The organism is Rhizobium esperanzae (assembly GCF_002204185.1).
In the GTDB taxonomy this organism is placed as follows: Bacteria; Pseudomonadota; Alphaproteobacteria; order Rhizobiales; family Rhizobiaceae; genus Rhizobium; species Rhizobium esperanzae.
In genome coordinates this window covers 25764-46184 of the sequence record NZ_MXPU01000028.1, presented here as the reverse complement: position 1 = coordinate 46184, position 20421 = coordinate 25764, and the positions used below count along the sequence as shown (strand labels likewise).

The 20421-nt window shown below is 61.6% G+C and carries 17 protein-coding genes and 1 pseudogene; 9 read left to right on the top strand and 9 right to left on the bottom strand.

What is annotated here, in order from left to right; all coding sequences use genetic code 11:
* The 6 genes and pseudogenes from B5E41_RS28430 to B5E41_RS28405 form a co-directional block, all read right to left on the bottom strand.
* Window positions 1-238, bottom strand: a pseudogene (locus B5E41_RS28430) (IS481 family transposase); the annotation flags it as partial.
* 57 nt (window positions 239-295) lie between these two features.
* On the bottom strand, window positions 296-709 hold the full coding sequence (locus B5E41_RS28425; protein ID WP_088397005.1) for an NUDIX domain-containing protein: 414 nt from the start codon (window positions 707-709) through the stop codon (window positions 296-298).
* 7 nt (window positions 710-716) lie between these two features.
* Window positions 717-2228, bottom strand: coding sequence for a DEAD/DEAH box helicase (locus B5E41_RS28420; RefSeq protein WP_088397004.1), 1512 nt, complete (start codon window positions 2226-2228; stop codon window positions 717-719).
* Window positions 2229-2385: 157 nt separating this feature from the next.
* The gene (locus B5E41_RS28415) at window positions 2386-3699 is read right to left on the bottom strand and encodes a peptidoglycan DD-metalloendopeptidase family protein (RefSeq protein WP_088397003.1); all 1314 of its coding nucleotides are present in this window, start codon (window positions 3697-3699) and stop codon (window positions 2386-2388) included.
* 105 nt (window positions 3700-3804) lie between these two features.
* On the bottom strand, window positions 3805-4632 hold the full coding sequence (locus tag B5E41_RS28410) for a ferritin-like domain-containing protein (protein ID WP_064802840.1): 828 nt from the start codon (window positions 4630-4632) through the stop codon (window positions 3805-3807).
* Window positions 4629-5102 carry a peroxiredoxin gene (locus B5E41_RS28405; protein ID WP_088397002.1) on the bottom strand — a complete coding sequence of 158 codons (474 nt, stop codon included), beginning with the start codon at window positions 5100-5102 and terminating at the stop codon, window positions 4629-4631. The genes B5E41_RS28410 and B5E41_RS28405 overlap by 4 nt, the downstream gene beginning before the upstream one ends.
* A 125-nt stretch (window positions 5103-5227) precedes the next feature.
* Here B5E41_RS28405 and B5E41_RS28400 point away from each other — a divergent pair, with 125 nt between their 5' ends.
* Window positions 5228-8626 (top strand): YhdP family protein, encoded by a 3399-nt coding sequence (locus B5E41_RS28400; RefSeq protein WP_088397001.1) that lies wholly within the window; start codon window positions 5228-5230, stop codon window positions 8624-8626.
* 12 nt (window positions 8627-8638) lie between these two features.
* On the opposite strand, the gene B5E41_RS28395 is transcribed toward B5E41_RS28400, so the two are convergent.
* Complete coding sequence (locus B5E41_RS28395) at window positions 8639-10300, bottom strand: alpha-amylase family protein (protein WP_088397000.1); 1662 nt, start codon at window positions 10298-10300, stop codon at window positions 8639-8641.
* A 198-nt stretch (window positions 10301-10498) separates the two neighbouring features.
* Between B5E41_RS28395 and B5E41_RS28390 the strand changes: the two genes are divergently transcribed.
* A complete protein-coding gene (locus B5E41_RS28390) occupies window positions 10499-10780 on the top strand; it encodes a hypothetical protein (protein WP_088396999.1) in 282 nt (93 codons plus the stop codon).
* A 335-nt stretch (window positions 10781-11115) separates the two neighbouring features.
* Here B5E41_RS28390 and tyrS read toward each other — a convergent pair whose 3' ends face one another.
* Window positions 11116-12372 carry a tyrosine--tRNA ligase gene (gene tyrS / locus B5E41_RS28375; protein WP_088396998.1) on the bottom strand — a complete coding sequence of 419 codons (1257 nt, stop codon included), beginning with the start codon at window positions 12370-12372 and terminating at the stop codon, window positions 11116-11118.
* A 132-nt stretch (window positions 12373-12504) separates the two neighbouring features.
* On the opposite strand from tyrS, the gene B5E41_RS28370 reads away from it, so the two are divergent.
* Window positions 12505-13617 carry an anhydro-N-acetylmuramic acid kinase gene (locus B5E41_RS28370; protein WP_088396997.1) on the top strand — a complete coding sequence of 371 codons (1113 nt, stop codon included), beginning with the start codon at window positions 12505-12507 and terminating at the stop codon, window positions 13615-13617.
* Window positions 13614-14150 (top strand): GNAT family N-acetyltransferase, encoded by a 537-nt coding sequence (locus tag B5E41_RS28365; RefSeq protein ID WP_088396996.1) that lies wholly within the window; start codon window positions 13614-13616, stop codon window positions 14148-14150. The genes B5E41_RS28370 and B5E41_RS28365 overlap by 4 nt, the downstream gene beginning before the upstream one ends.
* Before the next feature lie 33 nt (window positions 14151-14183).
* Here B5E41_RS28365 and B5E41_RS28360 read toward each other — a convergent pair whose 3' ends face one another.
* Window positions 14184-14861 (bottom strand): alpha/beta hydrolase, encoded by a 678-nt coding sequence (locus tag B5E41_RS28360; protein ID WP_064705075.1) that lies wholly within the window; start codon window positions 14859-14861, stop codon window positions 14184-14186.
* 217 nt (window positions 14862-15078) lie between these two features.
* Between B5E41_RS28360 and B5E41_RS28355 the strand changes: the two genes are divergently transcribed.
* The 5 genes from B5E41_RS28355 to sufD all read left to right on the top strand — a co-directional run bounded on the left by B5E41_RS28355 (window position 15079) and on the right by sufD (window position 20418).
* On the top strand, window positions 15079-16245 hold the full coding sequence (locus B5E41_RS28355) for a cysteine desulfurase family protein (protein WP_088396995.1): 1167 nt from the start codon (window positions 15079-15081) through the stop codon (window positions 16243-16245).
* Window positions 16246-16389: 144 nt separating this feature from the next.
* Entirely contained in the window at window positions 16390-17859 is a 1470-nt protein-coding gene (gene sufB / locus B5E41_RS28350; RefSeq protein WP_064802824.1) for a Fe-S cluster assembly protein SufB, read from the top strand.
* 60 nt (window positions 17860-17919) lie between these two features.
* The gene (locus B5E41_RS28345; RefSeq protein WP_088396994.1) at window positions 17920-18261 is read left to right on the top strand and encodes a GIY-YIG nuclease family protein; all 342 of its coding nucleotides are present in this window, start codon (window positions 17920-17922) and stop codon (window positions 18259-18261) included.
* 102 nt (window positions 18262-18363) lie between these two features.
* On the top strand, window positions 18364-19119 hold the full coding sequence (gene sufC / locus B5E41_RS28340; protein ID WP_088396993.1) for a Fe-S cluster assembly ATPase SufC: 756 nt from the start codon (window positions 18364-18366) through the stop codon (window positions 19117-19119).
* A gap of 24 nt (window positions 19120-19143) precedes the next feature.
* Window positions 19144-20418, top strand: a complete 1275-nt coding sequence (gene sufD, locus B5E41_RS28335; RefSeq protein WP_088396992.1) for a Fe-S cluster assembly protein SufD — start codon at window positions 19144-19146, stop codon at window positions 20416-20418.
* The last annotated feature ends 3 nt before the right edge of the window (window positions 20419-20421 follow it).

Genomic DNA, 20421 nt, shown 5'->3' with positions numbered 1-20421 from the left:
GCGTATACCGGCGAAAGGCAACGATAACAGCCTCCTCCTCGACGGAGAGCACCGTCGATCTAGGCTCTTTCGGGCCGGTCGGAAGGTCCGCAACAGAGGACCGCTTCCGCCACTTGGCGACGGTCTTCTGATTGATCCCATAACGCTTCGAAAGCGTCCTCAGGCTCTCTTGACTATGTTGTATCGCTCGACGGACTGCCTCTGTCGTCGTGGCGCTCCCATGAAGAACCTGGCCCATAACGCATCCTTTGATTCGGAAGACAAGGATGCCCCATCAAAGCCTGGGATCAAACATCTAGCCTGGCGGCAAGGCTGCGATCGCCGCCTTGGTGAAGGCTGACAGCGGCTCAGGCAAATCGGTCAAGGGAAACCAGCTAAAATCCGAAAGCTTGTCCGGCTCGGTCAATTGCGGCTCGCCATCGACGTCGCGCGCGAGATAAAGGATGGAGATCCAGTGCTGGCGGTCGGCATCGATGATCTGTTCGGTCATGCCGATGCGCTCGATCCGGCCGATCGTGAGGCCGGTTTCTTCTTCGGCCTCGCGGCGCGCAGCTTCTTCAGCCGGCTCCATGTGATCGACCTTGCCGCCGACGATGTTCCAGTAGCCGGCTTCAGGCGGGCGCATGCGCTTGTAGAGAAGGATCCTGCCTTGGCGCAGGATCACCAAACCGACGCCAAGGCCCGGGAAGTCGACGCCAGGCCGGCCCATTGGATGCTCAGACCTTGGCGCTGCCGGCGATCAGCATGAAGGCGGGGATATCGTCGCCGAATCCGACCGGGGTCGGGCCGTCGTCGTGATCGCGATGACGGCGGCGGTCGCGGCTGTCGTCGTTCGCCGGATAAGGCCGATTGTTGCGCGCATTGTTTTGCGGCTTCTGCTCTGCTTTGCGCTCGTTCTTCACGACTTCGGCCTTTGCTGGTGCTGCTGCGATCACTTGGACGTCATTTTCCTGTATGTCGTTATCAGATTTATGACCTGCGGTGCTGCGATTGCCGCGCCCGCGACCTCGCTCGCCCCTTTCACCCTTCGCGCCACGCTCGCGGCTGTTGCGCCGCGGGCGATCGCTGTCGGCACTTTCTTCGGCCGGTGGGAGAGAATTCAGATCGCCGTTCAGCCATTCGACCTTTTCGCCGATCAGCTTCTCGATCGCATCGACAAATTTGGTGTCGCGCTTGGTGACGAGCGTGAAGGCGGCGCCCGAGCGGCCGGCGCGACCCGTGCGACCGATGCGGTGGACGTAGTCTTCCGAATGGATCGGCACGTCGAAATTGAAGACGTGGCTGACATCGGGAATGTCGAGACCGCGAGCGGCAACATCGGAGGCCACCAGCAGCTGGAGGTTACCGTCACGGAAGCTCTGCAACATCATCGTGCGGGAGCGCTGATCCATGTCGCCATGGAGCGCACCGACGTTGAAGCCGTGGCGTTCGAGCGAACGGAAGAGATCGGCGACATCCTTCTTGCGGTTGCAGAAGATGATGGCGTTCTTGAGTTCGGTCTGGGCGCGGACGAGTTCACGCAGAACCGCGCGCTTCTCGTAATCCTTGCTGTGCGAGGCGACGAAGCGCTGCGTCACGGTCTTTGCGGCCGAAGCGGGCTTTGCCACTTCGATGCGCTCCGGGTTCTGCAGGAACCGGTCGGCCAGCTTCTGAATTTCCGGCGGCATGGTGGCCGAGAAGAACAGCGTCTGGCGGGTGAAGGGAATGAGCTTGGCGATGCGCTCGATGTCGGGAATGAAGCCCATGTCGAGCATGCGGTCGGCTTCGTCGATGACGAGGATTTCGACGCCGCTCATCAAGAGCTTGCCTCGCTCGAAATGGTCGAGCAGGCGACCGGGCGTGCAGATCAGCACGTCGGCGCCACGCTCGAGCTTGCGATCCTGGTCCTCGAAGGAAACGCCGCCGATCAGGAGCGCGACGTTGAGGCGGTGGTTCTTACCGTATTTCTCGAAATTCTCGGCGACTTGGGCGGCGAGTTCGCGCGTCGGCTCCAGGATCAGCGTGCGGGGCATGCGGGCGCGGGCGCGGCCCTTTTCCAGAAGCGACAGCATCGGCAGGACAAAAGATGCCGTTTTGCCGGTGCCCGTCTGCGCGATGCCGCAAATGTCGCGACGCTCGAGCGCAAAGGGAATGGCCCCCGCCTGGATAGGTGTGGGGATCGTATAGCCCGCGTCTGTGACAGCGGATAGCACTTTTTGGCTCAAGCCAAGGTCAGCGAATGTCGTCAAAGGGAAAACAGTTTCCGTTCCGGTTCGGCCGAGCTCTGAACGAGTCGGCGGGATTGCATGCCGCAATGCAGCGCGACATAGCTCCGAATGGCCGGCAAGTCAAGAAATAGAGAGGCCGCACCCTGTGCAGAGTGAAGCTTTGGTTACCGGGTGGGTATTACTTAATATAGGTGGCGAGTTTAAGGCCGGCATTCATGAAATATACTGGGTCGACCGCACGGCCGTTCTGGCGCACTTCATAGTGCAGATGCGTGCCCGTCGAGCGACCGGTGCTGCCGGCAAGGCCGATGACGTCGTTGCGGTCCACAGTATCGCCGGCCGTGACCAGGACCTGGGACATGTGGCCGTAACGCGTCGAGATGCCGTTGCCGTGATCGATCTCGACCATATTTCCGTAGCCGCCTGTCCAGCCGGCTGATATCACCTTGCCGGGCGCCGTCGGCCGGATCTTTTCACCCGGCGAAAAGCGGAAGTCTATGCCTGAATGCAGCGCCAGGCGGCCGAGGAAAGGATCCCGGCGGTTGCCGAAGGGGCTGGTCATTTCCTTGCCGAGGGCGGGGTTGCGGAAGGGCAGGGATTCGGCGGTGCTGCGTACCGCTTCGAGCCGTGTCAGCGCGCCGTCGAGAGCGATCAGCGAATTGTTGAAGTCGTCATTGCTCTCCGGCTCGACATAGGGACCGCCGACGGCGCTGTCATCCCAGTCCTGCTTGGCAGCGGTCTCGGGCATGGGGATCTTGAACCGGGTCAGCACGCTCTCGATGGCGTTGGCGGCGTTGCCGGCGTCGCTCGTCAGCTGCTCGACGCGGTTGCGCTGGTCCTGTTCGACATCCTTCAGCGACAGCGTCACCTTGGAGAAGATGCGGTCGGCGCGATCGCCGACCGTCTCGGTGGCCGGCACGTAGGCGAGGGTCGTATTGTCGGGAGTGGCGTCGGCCGGTGCGCCGCCTGCCAGCTGTTTCTCGATCGCCTCAATGCCGCTTTCGCCGAGCGAAGCGCGCTTGTCCTTGATGGCGGGGGCATAGGATTGCGCAGGCGAAGACGGCGCGCTGTCCTTATCCGTGAGCCCGGAGCTTTCGGCGCGGTCGAGCAGGTTGTCGAGCTTGCCGTGGCGTGAGGTGAGCGCCATCTGCTGTTCCATCAGCTTGTCGACCTTGTCTTCCACCACCTGCTGGTCGAGAAGCTGACGGGAGGTGATGCGGTCGACCTGGGCGCGAAGGGCGGCGATACGGTCCTCATAGTCGTGCTGCATGCGGGCCTGGCGCGCCATGGTGGCGCCGATCAGGTCGTCGCGCAGCACGAGATAGGAGGTCGCCAGGAGATAGCCGATCGAAAAGACGCCGAGGAAGCAGAAGGCGAGGGCGGCCATCCAAGGCCGAACCGTCATATGGCGGACCTTGTCACCGCTTGCCAGGATCAGAATATGTTCCTGCGCCCGCCTGCCGAATACCCGGTGCTGATGTCCGCCGTTCACGCAGGCTCTCCCGATTGATGCTCTACGCCTCTTTCGGAAAATTAGACACGTTTATGGTTAATGAATGCTTTCGTCGGCGCCGTTTACGTCAGAAAATCAATCAGCTCAGGCATGGCTGATCGATGCCAATGAGCGGTAGAAGGATGGCGTCAACCCGGCTTCGGCGCGGGCGAGGTCGTTGAAAGGCGGCTTCAGCGGCCCGCGGAAATTGGCGCGCACCAGCTCCTGAAAGGCCTTTGCCGGATCGCGTTTCTCCCGCGCGCAGAGGAAACGGAACCATTTGGCGCCGACGGCGACGTGGCCTTTCTCGTCGTTGTAAATGACATCGAGCACCGCCGCGCTTTCGAGATCGCCGGTCTCACGCATCTTCGCCTGCAGCGACGGCGTGACGTCGAGACCACGGGCTTCGAGAATCAGCGGGACGACCGCCAGCCTTGCCGTCAGGTCGTTGCGCGTCGAATGGGCCGCCTGCCACAGGCCGTCATGGGCGGGAAGATCGCCGTAATCGGCGCCGAGATCGTTCAGGCGGGCGCGCACCATGCGAAAATGCTTCGCCTCCTCGAAGGCGACCTGCATCCAGCCGTCGAAGAAGGAATTCGGCACCGGCTCGGACGCGAATCGCGCGACGATGTCGAGTGCGAGATCGACGGCGTTGAGTTCGATATGGGCAATGGCATGGAGAAGGGCGATCCGGCCTTTCAGCGTGTGCAGCGAGCGCTTTTCCACCTGGGTCGGCGGCGTCAGCACCGGTTTCTCGGGACGGCCGGGCCTCTCGGGCAGAGCTGCGTCGAGCGGTGAGCGCAGCGACACCCGGCGGGCGAACCAGCGGGTGGCGCTTTCCTGCGCAAGGGCGGTCTTGCGGTCGAGGTCGGCCGAGCGGATGGCGTCGATAGCGCCGCCGCGCAGCGAGCTTATCGCGAGATCACCGGTCACGCGGCCAGATTCCTGACCGCCTCGAGCACGGTCTCGGCATGGCCCTGCACCTTCACCTTCTGCCAGATCGTCGCGATCGTGCCGTCCTGGCGGATGAGGAAAGTCGTGCGCTCCACGCCCATGAAGTTGCGGCCGTACATGCTCTTTTCCTTCCAGACGCCATAGGCCTGCAGCGTCGTCTTATCCTCATCCGAGGCGAGCGCGACCAAAAGACGGTGCTTTCTGATGAACTTGTCGTGGCAGGCGGCCGAATCGGGTGACATGCCGATTACGGCAGCACCTGCTGCTTCAAACTCCGGCGCCAGCGCAGTGAAAGCCAGCGATTCGGCGGTGCAGCCCGTCGTATCATCCTTGGGATAGAAGAAGATAACGAGCGGCCGGCCATGAAAATCGGATAGCGAGACACGGCCGCCGCCATCGCGGGGGAGGTTGAAGTCGGGGGCCAGGGCACCGATGCCGGGAACCGCCATTGGGAAAACCTTTCTTTTGCCGGGTTTGTGGATGACACTCTCTCTCCCCGAATTATATAGTGGACGGAAACCCGTCCAGCATGGCCGGGTTCAATTCTTCGATTTAAGGGAGAGCCCGAGGGCGCATGTCAGCCATCCGCGGCGAAAAGGTCACGTTTCGCAAGAAGGAAATCGTTGCGCTGGACCGCTTGCCGTCCGCTCAGGCCGAGGATCCGATCATCGTTCATTGCCCGCCGCCGCGTTCGCCGATGCGACGGACGGCGAAGCTGACGTCGGTTTTTCTCGGACTGATTCTCCTTATCCTTGCTGTCATCGTCTTCACCGTCGAAAGCGGCATGTTCGACAAGCCGCTGTCGCAACAGGCGCAGGCGGCGCTCGATGGCGTGGCCGGGCCGCGCTACCGTGCCGAAGTCGGCTCCACCGTCATCCGTTTCACCTCCGACTTCCGGCTGGCGCTGGAAGCGCGCAACGTCAACATGATCGACCAGAAGAGCGGCCAGCACCTGTCGACGACGGGTTCGGTGCGCCTGGGTCTCGATCCGCTGCAGCTTTTCCGCGGCCGTATCGCCGTTGCGGACATCGAAGCGGAGGATATCGCACTCGACACCGCGCTTCTGCCCTCCGGCAACCCGGTCAAGCTCGACGATCTGCGCATCGACGCCATGCCGGCGGCGATGGAGACGATCTTCGAGCAACTCGACATGTTCGACAGCATCGTGACGCGCGGCTCGACGAATTCCGTGCGCATCTCCGGCATCGACATCAAGCTTGCCGATACGGCGAACGGTCCGCTGTCGCTTGTCGTCGACAATCTGGTGTTCGCTCATGGCGGGCCATCCTCGCTGCAATTGAGAGGCGAGGTTGCGCTTAACGGCGAGGTGGCGGAACTCGACGTGCTCGCCGAGAAGGAAGACGGCCAGGTCTCGAAGGTGGTGGCGACGCTCAAGCACGCGAACCTCACGCCGTTTACGCTGAAACGCAACGATCAGGGCGTGATACGGCAGGGGCTTAACACTTTTGCCGACCTGACGGTGTCGGCCACGAGGACGCGCGATGGCGTCGAGCCGGCCCTCGCGGCGACGATCGACATCGATCCCGGTCTGATCTATGCCGATGGCGATCCGCAGGAGCTGTCGGGCGGGCAAATCAATCTGGCCTATGATTTCGTCAAGCAGACAGTCGAAATTGCTAAATCGAATCTCCGGTTCGGCGCGACCACGCTGCCCCTCAACGGCGCGCTGATCGATCTCGACAAACTCGACCCCAAAGCCGGCAAGGGCTTCGGCATCGATCTGCTCGTCAGCGGCGGCACCGCCGCCCCGAGCGGCTCCGGCGAACAGCCTGTTGCCTTCGACATCCAGGCGACCGGACGCTATATGGTCGCCGGCCGGGAATTCCTGTTCCCCAACATGACCGTCTCCAGCCCGCTCGGCGCGCTTTACGGGGCATTGCACATCAGGCTCGGTGACAAATCACCGGAAATCAGCTTCGCCGGCCAGTCCAGAGAGCTGCAGACGACGGCGATCAAGCAGCTCTGGCCGTTCTGGATGGCGCCCAAGGTGCGCACCTGGGTGCATGGCAATCTCTTCGGCGGCACCGTCACCGATGCTTCGATTTCAGTCTTCATTCCCTTCGGCCGGCTTGACGAGGCAGCCGGTGGTAAAGGATTGAAGCTCGACGCCAATCAGATCCGCATCGGCTTCGATATTGCCGGCGCGCGGATGAACGTCGCCGGCGACATTCCGCCGGTCCGTGATACGGCGGCGCATTTCGATCTGACCGGTCCCGTTGCGACAATTTCGATCAAGAGCGGCATGTCCTATTTCCCCTCCGGTCGGTCCGTCGGCCTCGGGCAGGGGACGTTCGTCATACCGTCCGCCTACGACAAACCGCTGATGGCCGATATCGATCTTGCGGTATCGGGTGCTGCGGACGCTATAGGCGAACTCCTCACCTATAAGCCGCTCCGGGTGCTGCAGCGCGCCGGCTTTATGCCCGACGATTTCAAGGGACATATCGACGCGAATGTGAAGGCGCATTTCGGACTGCTCTCTTCGCAAAACCCGCCGCCGGCCGAGTGGAAGGCCGCCCTGAAGCTCGCTGACGTCGATCTTGCCAAGCCGTTTTCCGGCCGCACGATCAGCAATGTCAGCGGCATGCTGAACGGCGATCCGAAGCAGATCACGCTCGATGCCAAAGGCGAGATCGACGGCATTCCCGCCAATATCGATCTGACCGAGCCGGTCGAGGCGTCGTCTGGCGTGCAGCGGCAGCGCGTAATCACGGCGACGCTCTCCGATGAGCAGCGCAGCAAGGTAATGCCCGGGCTTTCCGATATCGTCAGGGGCAACCTGAAGATGGTGCTGACGCGGATCGACGACGACCGGCAAAACGTTCAGCTCGACCTCACCAAAACGATGCTCGACCTGCCCTGGATCGGCTGGTCGAAAGGCAGCGGCATTGCCGCCTCCGCCGAATTCGAGATGTCCGGCCCGCCCGAGAATACCGAGATCAAGAATTTCCGGCTGAAGGGTGACGGCTTCGGCGCCAGCGGATCGCTTGTTGTCGGCAAGGCCGGCCTTATTTCGGCGGATTTCGACAGTGTCAGGCTCTCCTCGCTCGACGATTTCGCTCTGTCGGTCAAGCGCAGCAAGGGCAATTTCGACGTCTCCGTTTCCGGCGACAGCGCCGATGCGCGGCCGGTCATCGCCCGATTAAAATCGGGCTCGGAGGGCGGCGAGGACGGCGACGGCGATAACACCGGCGTATCGGTGCGCGCCAAGCTGAAAAACGTCGTGGGCTTCAACGACGAGAAGGTCGGCAATTTCCAGGCGCAGGTGTCGCTGCGCGGCGACAAGCTGCAGACGCTGAATTTTTCCGGCGTCACCGGCAGCGGCGAGGCCGTTGTCAGCCAGATGAAGGACGGAGGTGTCATCAATATCACCAGCGGCGATGCCGGTGCGGTATCGCGTTTTGCCGATCTCTATCAGCATATACAGGGCGGCCTGCTCAACTTGGCGATCCGGCTTTCGCCGCAGGGCGGATGGGACGGCTCGCTCGATGTGCGCCGCTTCTCGATCGTCAACGAACAGCGCCTGCATTCGATCGTCTCGACACCTGTCGGCAACGAGCAGCGCAGCCTCAACGAGGCGGTCAAACGCGACATTGACACCTCGTCGCAACGCTTCCAGCGCGGCTTTGCCCGCGTCATCTCGCGCAACGGCATGGTCGGTATCGAGAACGGCGTGCTGCGCGGCGACCAGATCGGCGCGACTTTCCAGGGCGTGGTGCGCGACCGCAAGGGCAATATGGATATGACGGGCACCTTCATGCCGGCCTACGGCCTTAATCGCCTCTTTGCCGAATTGCCGCTGATCGGCGTGATCCTCGGCAATGGCAGCGACCGCGGCCTGATCGGCATCACTTTCAAGCTCACCGGCAAGTTCGACCAGCCGAACCTGCAGATCAATCCGCTGTCGATCATCGCGCCTGGTGTTTTCCGGCAGATTTTCGAATTCCAGTGAGGGAAGCGAGACTTAGATTTCTTTCCGCCTGAGGAGATAGTCGAGGCCGCCGACCCGATACCAGCGGTAGCCATAGGCATCGAGCATGACCGTATGGCGCCCTTTGTCGTCGGCTTCACTACTTGCCCCATCGGCAATATCGATCAGCAATCGCCCGAGTTCACCAACATCAGGATCGAAGGTCACTTCCGTCGGGTGCGGATGCAGGTTGTGCAGGATCAGCACCGAATTGCCGCGCCAGTCATAACGCAGCGCCAATACGCCGTCGTCACCTGTGTCGACCGCTGAGAAATCGCCCCAGCCGATCTCGGGAGCCTCCTTGCGCATCCGGATCATCCGCTCGGTCCAGTTCAAGAGCGAATTCGGATCGCGCCGCTGGACGGCGACATTGATATGCTCGAAGCCGTAGGGGCCGTCCTTGATAACAGGCGAAACGGGCTTTGCGCTTTTGGTGAAACCGCCTTCCGGTTCCGTCGACCATTGCATCGGGGTGCGCGCGCAGTTGCGCTCTGGCAGGCACAAATCATCGCCCATGCCGATTTCATCGCCGTAGCGGATGACCGGCGTTCCGGGCAGCGAGAACAACAGGCTGTAGGCCAGCTCGATCCTGCGACGGTCGCCGCCGAGCATGGGCGCCAGGCGCCGGCGAATGCCCCTGTCATAAAGCTGCATGCTCTTCTCGGGTCCAAACGCGGCGAATACCGCGTCGCGCTGCTTATCCGTCAGGCGACCGAGATCCAGTTCATCGTGGTTGCGAAGAAACAGCCCCCATTGCGCGGTCGCCGGGCGCGGCTTCGTGGCCTCCATCGCCTTCTTCAGAGGTCGCGTGTCGGCCGTGGCGAGAGCATAAAACAGCGTCTGATTGACCTGGAAATTGAACATCATCTGCATGCGGTCGCCATCGTCGCCGAAATATTCGAAATTGTCCTTCGGCAGGATATTGGCCTCCGCCAGCACGATGGAATCTCCCAGGCGCCATTGCAGGAATTCGCGAAATTTCCTCAGCATGTCGAACTGCTCGACCGGCTTGGTGACCTCGGCGCCCTTGGTGGCGATGATGAAGGGGGCGGCGTCCATCCGGAAGCCCGAGACGCCGAGCTGGATCCAGAAGCCCATGATCTTAAGTATCTCCGCCTGCACCTCGGGATTGGACGTGTTGAGATCGGGCTGGTGATCGTAGAAGCGGTGGAAATAATAGGCCTTGGTTTTTTCGTCATAGGTCCAGGTCGTCTTCTGGACGCCCGGGAAGACCATGCCATGATCTGCATTTGCAGGCTTTTTGTCTGACCAGACGTACCAATCGCGATAGCGTGAATGCGGATCGCTCCTGGCATCTTCGAACCAGGGATGATTCTTCGAGGTGTGATTGATCACCAGATCGATCAACACCCGGATGCCCCGCTGTTTGGCACCATGGGTGAACTCGACGAAATCGCCGAGCGAGCCATAGCGCGGGTCGACATTATAGTAATCGGAGACGTCGTAGCCATCGTCGCGACCGGGCGAAGTCTGGAACGGCATGAGCCAGATTGCCGTCACGCCGAGGCCGGAGAGATAGTCGAGACGGCGCATCAGCCCCTGAAAATCACCAACACCATCGCCGTTCGCATCCATGAAGGTCTCGACGGACAGGCAGTAGATGACGGCGTTCTTATACCAGAGGTCGTTGATCATGCCGGCGCTCCCAATGCATCTGGTCGCAAATCCCGTCGGGCGGAAAAGGTTCCCGGAAGGCGATATCGTAGCGCGGCCAGTTGGATAATTCCGACCTATGGCGACAGGCTGGTCATTGATGCTTTGCTTGTTTTAGAGAATTCTGATGTAGTGTTGGGGCCAGCTGCGGCAGCGGCCGGCGCAATGTCGGAGGATGCCATGCAGTGCGCCCGGACAGTCTCTTTCCTATCGGCCACCGTGATGGCCGTGACAGTTGGCGAGGCCTCGAATTCTGCAGAAAAAGGCGGACGGCTGAAGCCGGTGAAGAGCCCCCCCTCCGAGCATGTCCTCCTGGTTCCGCTCGACGCAAAGATGTCGCCGCCGATCTTCTCGATCGGCTGGTGGTCGCGCGTACGACCTGCTTCGGAGGTCAATCCGCCCGGACCTCTCCTTCGAGAGACGAAACAAGACGAAGCGGAATACCGATCGCGGGCCGACTGATCCGCGCCAAAAGAAAAGCCGGCGCGGTGGGCGCCGGCTTCAAGATACGTTCAGTTGAAGCCACCTAGAGCTTTTCCGGGTTAGATTGAAGCATTCTGTTGGCTCAAACGGAGTCGGATGGTCGACCGGCCGGCGCGCGTCGTAGCCCAGCTCTACGGCCAAGCCGGCCGGTCGATCAGCCGGCCCGTTTCAGCCAACCCGGAGGGCCGGGCATCTTTCCGCCAGGATCAGAGGCGATCGGCTCGGACGTACCGAGGGGTATGTCCGTCGCCAATCGCCTCTGCCCTGACGAAAACCTGCTCCGGCAGAATGCTTCAATCTAACCCGGAAAAGCTCTAGGCCGCGCGGCGGATCAGGATGTGCTTCTTCTTGCCGAGCGAGAGCTTGATGACGCCGTCGGCGGTGATTTCGCCGCTGCCGATCAGGCGGCGTTCGTCGCTGACAGCCTTGTCATTGATGCGCACTGCGCCGCCCTGGATGTGGCGACGGGCTTCGCCGTTGGAGCCGGCCAGGCCGGCGCGGACCATCAGCGACAGCAGGCCGATGCCGCCGTCGAGTTCGGTGGCCGGGATCTCGACCGAAGGCAGGTTTTCGGCGACGCGGCCTTCCTCGAAGGTTGTGCGGGCCGTTTCGGCGGATGCTTCGGCCGCCACGCGACCGTGGACGATCGCGGTGGCTTCCGTGGCGAGGATCTTCTTCGCCTCGTTGATCTCAGCGCCGCCGAGGGCCTCGAGCCTGGCGATCTCGGAAAGCGGCAGGCGGGTGAAGATCTTCAGGAAGCGGCCGACATCGGCATCCTCGGTGTTGCGCCAGTACTGCCAGAAATCATAAGGGCTGAAGACGTCCTCGTTGAGCCAGACGGCGCCGGAGGCGCTCTTGCCCATCTTGGCACCCGAGCTCGTCGTCAGGAGCGGCGTCGTCAACGCATAGAGCTGCGGGGTTCCCATGCGGTGGCCGAGATCGACACCGTTGATGATGTTGCCCCACTGATCCGAGCCGCCCATCTGCAGGCGGCAGCCGTAGCGGCGGCTGAGTTCGACGAAGTCGTAGCCCTGCATGATCATGTAGTTGAATTCGAGGAAGGAGAGCGACTGCTCGCGATCGAGGCGCAGCTTGACGCTGTCGAAGGAAAGCATGCGGTTGACCGAGAAATGCCGGCCGACGTCGCGCAGGAATTCGACATAGTTGAGCTTCATCAGCCAATCGGCATTGTTGACCATGAAGGCATCGGTCGGACCATCGCCGAAGCGCAGGATGCGCGAGAAGATCTTCTTGATGCCCTCGATATTGGTAGAGATCGCCTCTGGCGTCAGAAGCTTGCGCTGCTCATCGCGGAAAGAGGGGTCGCCGACCATCGAGGTGCCGCCGCCCATCAGTGCGATCGGCCGGTGGCCGGTCTCCTGCAGCCAGTAGAGCATGGTGGCCGAGATCAAATTGCCGATATGCAGGCTGGTCGCGGTTGCGTCGTAGCCGACATAGGCGGTCACGACCTCCTTCGCGAACAGATCGTCGAGGCCGCTTTCATCGGAAACCTGGTGGATGAAGCCGCGCTCTTTCAGCGTGCGGAGGAAATCGGACTTGAACTCGGACATGGCTTTCGTCTCTTGGTGTCTGCGCTCGGTCCCGTGTGGCCTTACGCAACTTCGTTGTTGTTGATCTGTCGCGGCGCGTTTAGCACTGTTTTTATAAAAGTGCATCCGGGAATCGCATGGGAGGCAAGCCTCATGGACGTGATCAGAACCGCGATCGGGCTGATGAGCGGCACGTCGATGGATGGAATCGATGTCGCGCTGATCAGGACGGATGGCCGCGGCTTCATCGAGCGCGGGCCATTCCTCGGTGTGCCCTATGATGCCGATTTTCGCGGACGGCTCAAACGGGCGCTGGAACTGGCGCGGCCGCTCCGCGACAGGAACGAACGGCCGGGGGAACTTCGCGAGATCGAACTCGAATTGACCCTGCGGCATGCAACTGCCGTTACGGCATTCCTCGAGCGTTTCGGGTTGGCTGCCAATGGCGTCGACGTTCTCGGTTTCCATGGCCAGACGGTGCTCCACCGGCCGGACGAAGGGCTGACGATACAGATCGGCGACGGCTGGGAATTGGCGCGCCGGTCGGGCTTATCAGTGGTCTACGACATGCGTGCCAACGACATGGTGCATGGCGGGCAGGGTGCACCGCTGGTGCCGGCCTATCACGCAGCACTGGCGGGAAAATTCCAGCAGGCGGGAGAGGCGGTATGCTTCGTCAATGTCGGCGGCATCTCCAACCTCACCTATATCGGCGCTGACGGCCGGATCGCCGCCTTCGACAGCGGCCCTGGCAATACGTTGATCGACCAATGGATAGAGATGCAGACCGGCAGAACCTACGATGCCGGCGGCGAGATCGGCGGACGCGGCAAGGTGATCCCCGCTTTGGCGGAGCGGTATCTCGACAGCCCGTTCTTCCGCGGCAATGTTCGGCGCTCGCTCGATCGCGGCGATTTCGCGCCGCTTCGGCCTGATGAGGCGAGCCTCGAAGACGGTGCCCGGACGCTTGCGCATGTCGCCGCCGCATCGATCGTCAAATCCGCCGGATTTCTGCCCGAATGTCCCTCGGCCTATATCGTCTGCGGCGGCGGGCGTCTGAACGGCACCTTGATGGCCGAACTCTCGGCGATGGCCGAGGGATCGAGAGTGTTGAGCGCTGAGGCCGCGGGCTTCGACGGCGATGCGATGGAGGCCGAGGCCTGGGCCTATCTCGCCGTACGCTCGCTGGACGGGCTGCCGCTGACCTTTCCCGGCACGACGGGAGTTGCGGCTGCCGTCAGCGGCGGCGTGCTGGCAATGCCATGACAAGCGAAAGCCCGATATTGAAGACGCCGCGGCTGCGCTTTGTCATGTGGGACGAAGGCGACGCTGCCCTGTTGCAGCAACTGCATTCAACGCCGGCGACGACGCGCTACCTTCCGGGCAACGCTCCCTGGAGTCTCGATAAGGCCGAGGACCGGTTGCGCGGCTGGTTGGAGGAGCAGGCGCGCGACGGCACGACCAAATATAAGCTTCTCGCCGAGGACGGCGGCTTCGTTGGCCGCGCCGGCATTTCTCGGTTCGGGAGCGAAGAATTCGAACTCGGTTATTCTCTGCGCGAAGAGACGTGGGGAAAAGGCCTGGCGACGGAGGCGGCGAGCGCGCTGGCCGACTGGTTCTTCGCAAGGGAGTTCGCGTCGGGCTTCATTGCCTTCACGCATCCCGAAAACATTGCTTCGCAGCAGGTCCTCAGGAAGATCGGCATGCGCGAACGCGCGCCGATCTTGATCGATGGAGTGCTCGACACGGCTTACGAACTGACTGCCGGCATGCGGTCGGGGAAGCCCAGCGCGTTGTGACGATGGCGGTGGACAGACGCCGGGGTTATGCGGTCAGCGGATCCGCTTGGCCGCCGGTTCTGGCACCAACTCGCCGTTGAGGCGACGGTCGAGATAATCCTCGCATTCGCTCATCAGCGTCTCCACCTGACCATTGAAGAAGTGATTGGCGTTGGCGACGGTGCGATGGGTGATGAGGATGCCTTTCTGGGTCTTCAGTTTTTCTACAAGGCCGTTGACATCCTTTTCCGGCGCCACCTTGTCGGCCTCGCCGTTGATGATCAGGCCAGACGAGGGGCAGGGCGCCAGGAAGGAGAAGTCGTAGGTATTCGGCTGCGGGGCGATCGACATGAAGCCCTCGATCTCCGGCCGGCGCATTAGAAGCTGCATACCGATCCAGGCGCCGAAGGAATAGCCGGCGACCCAGCAGGTTTTGGAATCGGGATGCAGGCTCTGCACCCAGTCGAGCGCGGAGGCGGCGTCGGACAGTTCGCCGGCGCCGTGGTCGAATTCGCCCTGGCTGCGGCCGATGCCCCGGAAGTTGAAGCGCAGGGTCGTGAATCCGCGCTTCTGAAACATGTAGAAGAGCTGGTAGACGATCTGGTTGTTCATCGTGCCGCCGAACTGCGGATGCGGATGCAGGATGAGCGCGATGGGCGCGCTTTTTTCCTTGGAGGGCTGGTAGCGGCCTTCAAGACGGCCGGCTGGGCCGTTGAAAATAACTTCGGGCATTGGTACTCCGGGTTTTATTTCGCGTTCGCGCTGCGTTGGACGACAACATGACTTGACTAATGTTGTCAGCTTTTCTAAAACGCAGTTTAGAACAATTCGAAACTTGCATGGCGATCCACGCGTCGTGGAACGTGTCATAAGGCAAGCCCGGCGGAAATTTCAAGAAAAATGCACCGCGGCCGCTGAAGCAAGCTCGTCAAGCGCAGGACTGAAGATCATGGCGCCGCCACGCCTTTATCTCGACTGGAATGCCACAGCGCCGCTGCACCCCGCAGCACGCGAGGCGATCATGCGCGCCATCGACATATTCGGCAACCCGAACAGCGTGCATGGGGAGGGGCGTGCCGCCCGCGCCGCCATCGAAGGCGCACGGCGCAAGGTGGCCGCTCTTGCCGGCACCGATCCGGGCAACGTGATCTTCACCAGCGGCGCGACGGAAGCCGCCAATCTGGTGCTGACGCCGGATTTTCGTATGGGCCGCACGCCGCTTCAACTCGGGCACCTCTATTTTTCCGCCGTCGAGCACCTGGCTGTACGAGAGGGAGGTCGATTCCCGAAGGACCGCACGACCGAGATCCCGGTGACGGACGCCGGTATCGTCGATCTGCAAGCGCTGGCCGCATTGCTCGATGCCCATGACAAATCGACAGGTCTTCCGATGGTGGCGATTATGTTCGTCAACAACGAGACGGGCATCGTCCAGCCGGTCGAAGAAGCGGCCAAGATTGTGCGGGCGCACGGCGGTCTCTTTGTCGTCGACGCCGTGCAGGCGGCCGGTCGTCTGCCGATCGAGATCGAACGCGTCAGCGCGGATTTCATCATCGTCTCCTCTCACAAGATCGGTGGACCGAAGGGGGCGGGTGCACTGATCGCGCGCGGCGAGGCACTGATGCCGAAGGCGCTGATCCGGGGCGGCGGGCAGGAGAAAGGTCACCGCTCGGGAACGCAGAATTCGCTGGCGCTGATTGGCTTCGGAGCTGCAGCGGAAGCGGTGCTTCAGGATCTTGAGGAACGGAACGCTGCGATTGCTGCGCTGCGCGACAGGCTGGAAGCCGGCATGCACGCTGCCGCGCCCGATGTCATCATCCACGGCGCCGGTGGTCCGAGGGTCGCCAACACGATTTTTTTCACGCTCCCTGGCCTGAAGGCGGAGACTGGGCAGATCGCTTTCGATCTTGAAGGCGTCGCCCTTTCGGCGGGCTCCGCCTGCTCATCCGGCAAGGTCGGCGAAAGCCATGTGCTGACGGCGATGGGGCGTGACGCCAAGCTGGGGGCATTGCGTATCTCGCTCGGCTTTTCCACAGCGGAAGAGGATATCGATAGGGCGATTGCCGCCTTCGCGAAGATCGCCTGCCGGCGCAGGTCGGCGGGCGAGGCGGCCTGACCGCATCATAAACTTGCGGAAACGCAAATTTCTGCTTGCCAATCGGGCTGAAAAGTCCCTTTTGGCCTCTTACATCAGGGCAAAGAGATTTGCCCTTGCGCTACAAGCTGCCGGACCTTGTATCCGGCGAGATTGGAGAATGAAATGGCTGCCGTGCAGGAAACGATCGACCAGGTCCGCCTGATCGATGTGGACCAGTACAAATACGGTTTCGAGACCGTCATCGAAATGGACAAGGCGCCGAAGGGCCTGTCCGAGGATATCATCCGCTTCATTTCGGCCAAGAAGCAGGAGCCGGAGTGGATGCTGGAATGGCGTCTCGAGGCTTATCGGCGCTGGCTGACGCTGGAAGAGCCGACCTGGGCGCGCGTCAATTATCCGAAGATCGATTTCAACGACATCCACTATTACGCCGCGCCGAAGAGCGCGCCGGGTCCGAAGTCGCTCGACGAGGTCGATCCGGAGCTCTTGAAGGTCTATGAGAAGCTTGGCATCCCGCTGCGCGAGCAGGAAATCCTGGCCGGCGTCGAGAAGCCGAAGATCGCCGTCGACGCCGTTTTCGACAGCGTCTCGGTCGTCACCACCTTCAAGGCGGAGCTGAAGAAGGCAGGCGTGATCTTCATGTCGATCTCCGAAGCCATTCGCGAACATCCCGATCTGGTTCGCAAATATCTCGGCTCGGTCGTGCCGACGTCGGACAATTATTACGCGACGCTGAATTCGGCTGTTTTCACCGACGGCTCCTTCGTTTTCGTGCCGAAGGGCGTTCGCTGCCCGATGGAGCTTTCCACCTATTTCCGCATCAACGAGAAGGGCACCGGCCAGTTTGAACGCACGCTGATCATCGCCGAAGAGGGCGCCTACGTCTCTTACCTCGAAGGCTGTACGGCGCCGCAGCGCGATGAAAACCAGCTGCATGCGGCCGTGGTCGAGCTCGTGGCGCTCGACGATGCCGAGATCAAGTATTCCACCGTCCAGAACTGGTATCCGGGCGACAAGGAAGGCAAGGGCGGCATCTACAATTTCGTCACCAAGCGCGGCGATTGCCGCGGTCACCGCTCGAAAATCTCCTGGACGCAGGTCGAAACCGGCTCGGCGATCACCTGGAAATATCCGTCCTGCATTCTGCGCGGCGATGACTCCAGAGGCGAATTCTATTCGATCGCCGTCTCCAACGGCCATCAGCAGATCGACAGCGGCACCAAGATGATCCATCTCGGCAAGAACACCTCGAGCCGCATCGTCTCCAAGGGTATCGCCGCCGGTGTTTCCAACAATACCTACCGCGGTCAGGTCTCGGCCCACCGTAAGGCGTCGAACGCACGCAACTTCACCCAGTGCGATTCGCTCCTGATCGGCGACAAATGCGGCGCTCACACCGTGCCCTACATCGAGGCGAAGAACTCGACCGCGCAGTTCGAGCACGAAGCGACGACCTCGAAGATCTCCGAGGATCAGCTGTTCTACTGCCTGCAGCGCGGCATCCCGACCGAAGCGGCGATCGCCCTGATCGTCAACGGCTTCGTCAAGGAAGTCCTGCAGGAACTGCCGATGGAATTCGCCGTCGAGGCGCAGAAGCTGATCAGCATCTCGCTTGAAGGGAGTGTCGGCTAAGCGGTTTTCCGTCATCCTCGGGCTTGTCCCGAGGATCTAAGCACGTCTGCGGAGGATGGGATGAGCGGGTTTGTCTACATGATGGCCGACAAACCAAGAGGTGTAATCTACACCGGCGTCACCAGCGATCTGCAGGGACGCATTTGGGAACACCGCAGCGAAATCCATAAGGGTTTTACGGAGAAATACAGAGCGAAAAACCTCGTCTGGTTTGAGTATCATCCCAACATTGTGTTGGCGATCCAGCGGGAGAAGTCGCTGAAGCGCTATTTGCGCGAATGGAAAATTAAGCTCGTCGAGGAGCTCAATCCGACCTGGATGGACCTCTACGAGCGCATCGATGAAATTGAGAATGTCTATCGACCGCATCCGAATACGCGGGAGTGGAGTGATTACAATTGAGGGCTTAGATCCTCGGGACAAGCCCGAGGATGACGGATCGAGACCGGTGCGAACGGTCAATCAGGCGGCACTTGAACCCGCTTTATGAACAGGAAGAACGAAATGCTTGAAATCAGAAACCTTCATGCCCGCATTGCCGAAGACGGCACCGAGATTATCCGTGGTTTGAACCTGACGGTGAAGGCCGGGGAAGTGGCTGCGATCATGGGGCCGAACGGCTCCGGCAAGTCGACGCTTTCCTATGTGCTATCGGGCCGTGAAGACTATGAAGTGACCGAGGGCGATATTCTTTATAACGGCGAGAGCATTCTCGAACTCGATCCCTCCGAGCGCGCCGCCAAGGGCATTTTCCTCGCCTTCCAGTATCCGGTCGAAATCCCGGGTGTCGCCACCATGCAGTTCCTGAAGGTGGCGATGAACGAGCAGCGCAAGGCGCGCGGCGAAGACGAGCTGAGGACGCCGGATTTCATGCGCCGCGTCAAGGATGCCGCGGCCAAGCTGCAGATCAACACCGAGATGCTGAAGCGTCCGCTCAATGTCGGCTTCTCCGGCGGCGAGAAGAAGCGCGCCGAGATCCTGCAGATGGCGTTGCTTGAGCCGAAACTCTGCGTGCTCGACGAAACCGATTCCGGCCTCGACATCGACGCGCTGAAGATCGTCGCCGACGGCGTCAACGCGCTGCGTTCGCCCGATCGCGCCGTCGTCGTCATCACCCACTATCAGCGCCTGCTCGACTATATCGTGCCTGATACCGTTCACGTGCTCTACAAGGGCCAGGTGATCAAGTCGGGCGACAAGACGCTGGCGCATGAGCTCGAAGCCAACGGCTATGCCGATATCATCGGCGCGGCGGCCTGAGTTCGGGTGGAAAGGACGACCTCCATGAACATGCAGACGACGAGTCGCCTGACCGCGGCCGAAACGGCGCTGATCGAGGCCTTCAACCAGCAGATCGGTGACCTGCCGGGCAATGGCGCGGTGACGGCGCTGCGCGACCGGCTTCTCGATGACCTGAAGAAGGCCGGCCTGCCGACGCGCCGCATCGAAGCCTGGCATTACACTGACTTCAAAAACCTGCTGCGCGGCTTGCCGTCGCAGGCCGGCGACGCCGGTTCCGACCCGCTTGAGCCGCTCGTCGCGGGTTCCAGTGTGCTGGCGGTGATCCAGGGCCATGCCAATCAGAAGGCGGCCGCAGAGGGTCTCGGCGTGTCAGCCTATAGCGAAAGTCTGCGCGACGGCTCGGCCGCAGGCGGGCTCGATGCGCTCGGCGGCGACGATGCGGTCGGCCGCATCAATGGCAGTTTCGTGCGCGACGGTTATGTGGTCGACGTGCCTGATAATACCGATCTTGAAGATCCGCTCGAGATCCAGTTCATCCATGCCGGCGGGCAGACGCATACGCGCCTTCCCGTTTCATTCGGCGCCGGCGTCCAGGCAACCGTTATCGAACGTCACCGTTCGGTGACGGGTGACGCTGCCTTCGTGTCTCATATCAGTGACATTACCGTCGGCAAAGGCACGGAGCTGACCTGGATCATCCTGCAGCAGCAGGGCGCCGACGATACGCATCTCGGCCAGATCCGCGTCGATCTCGGCGCCGACGCCAAGCTCCGGCTGTTCGTCATTAATGCGGGCGGCAAGCTGGTACGCCAGGAACTGCACATCAAGGTGACGGGCGAGGGCGCCGATTTGACGCTGCGCGGCATCAACCTGCTCGGGGCCGAGAGCCATACGGACGTGACGATGGTGCTCGGCCACGACGTCCCGCATACCGGTTCGACCGAAGTGATTCGCAACGTCGTCTTCGACCGCGCCAAGGGTGTCTTCCAGGGCATGATCCGGGTGGCGCCCGATGCGCAGAAGACCGACGCCAAGATGGCTTGCAATACGCTGCTGATGTCCGACGATGCCGAGTTCTCGGTCAAGCCCGAGCTCGAGATCTTCGCCGACGACGTCCAGTGCGGCCATGGCGCGACCGTGACCGATATCGACGCCAACCATCTCTATTACATGATGGCGCGCGGCATTCCGGAGAACAAGGCGCGGGCGATGCTCGTCAACGCCTTCGTCGCCGAGATCGTCGAGGAACTGGAAGACGAAGCCCTGGTCGAGGCGCTGGAAGGCGTGATCTCGGCCTGGCTCGAGAAGCACGCCTGATCG

Excerpts from the sequence above, each read along its gene's own strand:
- B5E41_RS28425 (WP_088397005.1), bottom strand. The coding sequence starts at position 709 with ATGGGCCGGCCTGGCGTCGACTTCCCGGGCCTTGGCGTCGGTTTGGTG.
- B5E41_RS28405 (WP_088397002.1), bottom strand. The coding sequence starts at position 5,102 with ATGGCGGTTCCCGGCATCGGTGCCCTGGCCCCCGACTTCAACCTCCCC.
- B5E41_RS28400 (WP_088397001.1), top strand. The coding sequence starts at position 5,228 with ATGTCAGCCATCCGCGGCGAAAAGGTCACGTTTCGCAAGAAGGAAATC.
- B5E41_RS28395 (WP_088397000.1), bottom strand. The coding sequence starts at position 10,300 with ATGATCAACGACCTCTGGTATAAGAACGCCGTCATCTACTGCCTGTCC.
- B5E41_RS28390 (WP_088396999.1), top strand. The coding sequence starts at position 10,499 with ATGCAGTGCGCCCGGACAGTCTCTTTCCTATCGGCCACCGTGATGGCC.
- tyrS (WP_088396998.1), bottom strand. The coding sequence starts at position 12,372 with ATGTCCGAGTTCAAGTCCGATTTCCTCCGCACGCTGAAAGAGCGCGGC.
- B5E41_RS28370 (WP_088396997.1), top strand. The coding sequence starts at position 12,505 with ATGGACGTGATCAGAACCGCGATCGGGCTGATGAGCGGCACGTCGATG.
- B5E41_RS28365 (WP_088396996.1), top strand. The coding sequence starts at position 13,614 with ATGACAAGCGAAAGCCCGATATTGAAGACGCCGCGGCTGCGCTTTGTC.
- B5E41_RS28360 (WP_064705075.1), bottom strand. The coding sequence starts at position 14,861 with ATGCCCGAAGTTATTTTCAACGGCCCAGCCGGCCGTCTTGAAGGCCGC.
- B5E41_RS28355 (WP_088396995.1), top strand. The coding sequence starts at position 15,079 with ATGGCGCCGCCACGCCTTTATCTCGACTGGAATGCCACAGCGCCGCTG.
- sufB (WP_064802824.1), top strand. The coding sequence starts at position 16,390 with ATGGCTGCCGTGCAGGAAACGATCGACCAGGTCCGCCTGATCGATGTG.
- B5E41_RS28345 (WP_088396994.1), top strand. The coding sequence starts at position 17,920 with ATGAGCGGGTTTGTCTACATGATGGCCGACAAACCAAGAGGTGTAATC.
- sufC (WP_088396993.1), top strand. The coding sequence starts at position 18,364 with ATGCTTGAAATCAGAAACCTTCATGCCCGCATTGCCGAAGACGGCACC.
- sufD (WP_088396992.1), top strand. The coding sequence starts at position 19,144 with ATGAACATGCAGACGACGAGTCGCCTGACCGCGGCCGAAACGGCGCTG.